At 70.2% G+C, this 2570-nt stretch carries 2 protein-coding genes and 1 rRNA gene; 2 read left to right on the top strand and 1 reads right to left on the bottom strand.

Annotated elements, in window-relative coordinates:
* A 5S ribosomal RNA gene (rrf, locus tag ABZX92_RS45630) occupies window positions 1-93 on the top strand; the annotation flags it as partial.
* Window positions 94-151: 58 nt separating this feature from the next.
* Here the strand turns inward: rrf and ABZX92_RS45635 are convergent.
* A complete protein-coding gene (locus tag ABZX92_RS45635; protein WP_355572383.1) occupies window positions 152-730 on the bottom strand; it encodes a dihydrofolate reductase family protein in 579 nt (192 codons plus the stop codon).
* 276 nt (window positions 731-1006) lie between these two features.
* Here ABZX92_RS45635 and dgt point away from each other — a divergent pair.
* Window positions 1007-2570 (top strand): dGTP triphosphohydrolase (gene dgt / locus ABZX92_RS45640; RefSeq protein WP_355572384.1); only part of this gene is annotated, 1564 nt, incomplete at its 3' end.

Below are 2570 nucleotides of genomic sequence, written 5' to 3' on the forward strand. Positions count from 1 at the left end.
ACACCCGGTCCCATTCCGAACCCGGTAGTTAAGCCCTTCTGCGCCGATGGTACTGCACTGGTTACGGTGTGGGAGAGTAGGTCGCCGCCGAACTTAATTTAGCCCTGCGGGTTGAGCGCTTCACGCGCTCCCCGCAGGGCTTTTTCACGTTTCAGGACGGGTGGACGACGCGGTAGCGCAGATGAAAGGCGTCCCGCCCTTCGAGGTGGCGGACGAGTTCCAGCTCGACCTGCCCGAGTCCGATCGGTTCGAACAGCGGGCGTCCACCGCCCAGCAGCACCGGGACGACGTGCAGTTCGAGCTCGTCGAGCTGCCCGGCGGCCAGCAAGGCTTGCGCCGCGCCCGCGCCGTGGACCATCACGGCTCGATCTCCCGCGGCTTCGCGGGCCTCGTCGGCACACGCGTTGACGTCGCTGAAGAACTTCGTGCCCGCGGGAGGCTCGGCGAAGCTGTCGGGCCGGTGGGTGAGAACGTTGATCGGAACGCCGTCGTGGTGGTCGCCGTTCCACCCGCCGGCCAGCTCGAACGTCCGGCGCCCGGAGATCAGCGCGCCGGTCGCCATCGCCTCGCCGACCACCTGACCGTTGATCCCGGGGGACATCCGGTCGTCGAGCCAGTTGAAGAGCCGCCCGCCGTCGCGCCCGAGCTCCTGGCCCGCTCTGTCGTCCGGCCCGGCGATGTACCCGTCGAGGGACATGGACATGTAGAGACGGATCGGCGTCCTGCTCATCCTCACTCCTGTCTGTCCGGCCCCGCCCCAGGCCCGGGCCCTCACTCGACCGGGTGAACAGTGGCCTGATTCGGCCGCTGCTCCCTCTAGTAGTCATTTCCGCTACGGGCGACGGGGAGGTGTCACGAAACCATGGTCATCTTCGCCGCGCAATGAGGAAGACGCGTGGGCCGCCACAGCCTCGTGCCCGTCCGATACCTTCCCCACCCGCAGGCTCGTGCCTGTCCGATGCCTTCCGTACCCGGACGCTCGTGGCTGCCCGGTACCTTCTCTGCCATGCACAACGAGCACCGCACCGCCCGCCGGTCCGCTGGCGTGGGCCGGACCGCCGACCTCGCCACGAACCCCTTCCGGGTCGACCGCGACCGGGTGGCCAGCTCGCCGTTCTTCGCGAGGCTCGGCGGTGTCACGCAGGTGGTCAGCTCCACGGGATCCGGTCTGCTCGTGCACAACCGGCTCACCCACAGCCTGAAGGTGGCCCAAGCCGCCCGCGCCATCGCGGAACGCTTGACCAGCCGGCCCGAGCTGACCGCGGTGCTGGAGAAGCTCGGCGGGTGCGACCCGGACGTGGTGGAGGCGGCGGCGCTGGCGCACGACCTGGGGCACCCGCCGTTCGGGCACCTCGGCGAGCAGGTGCTGGACCGGCTGGCGCGGCACCGGTTCGGGCTGCCGGACGGGTTCGAGGGGAACGCGCAGTCGTTCCGGATCGTGACGACCACGGATGTGCGGGGGCCCAAGGCACTCGGGCTCGACCTGACCGTGGCGGTGCGGGCGGCGATGTTGAAGTACCCGTGGACCCGGCACCAGGCGCTCGGCATGGAGGTCGCGCCGCGGGGTGCGTCCGAGCCGGAGGAGATGCCGGGGACCGGAAGCTCGAAGTTCTCGGCGTACGTCACGGAGATCAACGACCTGCGGCAGGCGCGCGAGCCGTTCGACGGGCGGATCGAGGCGTGGCAGCAGACCGTTGAGGCGAGTGTCATGGACACGGCGGACGACATCGCCTACGCCATCCACGACCTGGAGGACTTCCACCGGGTCGGGGTGTTGCAGCACGCGACGGTGGCGGCGGAGCTGGGGACCTGGCAGGCGCAGGCGCTGGATCTCGCCGGGCTGAGCGACGACGAGCTCGCCCACGAGATCCGGATGCCGGGGCGGTCGCTGGAGACGCTGCGCCGGCGCATGCACCTGAAGGACTCGTGGGTGATGAGCGACGAGGCGTTCGCGCTGGCGGTGCGGAAGGTCAGCAAGGAGCTCGTGGACGGGCTGCTCGCGGTGCCGTTCGACGGGTCGGTCGAGGCGGAGCAGGCGGTCGCCGGGTTCAGCGCGCGGTGGACGCGGCGGCTCGTGGACGCGGTCGGGGTGATCGAGGAGCCGACGCCGCGGTCCGGACACGTCGTGCTGGCCGTGCAGCAGTGGCACGAGGTGCAGGTGCTGAAGTTCGTGCACCGGAGGTTCGTGTTGCTGCGGCCGGATCTGGCTCTGCACCAACGGGGGCAGGCGCGGTTGCTGACGTCGTTGGTGGACGCTTTGGAGCAGTGGGTGACGGACCGGACCGAGGCGGATCGCTTGCCGCGCAGGCTGCACGATCTGGTCGAGCTGGCCGAAACGGAGTACGCGGCGCTCGCCCGGACGGAGCCGTCCACATTGGTCGGTCCCGCTGGTGAGCTGCCCGCCGGACCCGATGTGGTCAAACGACTTGCGCGGGGGCGGGCCGTGGTGGACTTCGTCGCCTCGCTGACCGACATGGGGTGGGCAGGGCCGGAGCTCGCGGAGTTCGTGAACGAGCGGATGCCGTTGAAGCGCTGGGGTCAGCCGGACGACGCCGCCCGGCTGATCTCCT

This window comes from Lentzea sp. NPDC006480, assembly GCF_040611995.1.
GTDB lineage: Bacteria > Actinomycetota > Actinomycetes > Mycobacteriales > Pseudonocardiaceae > Lentzea.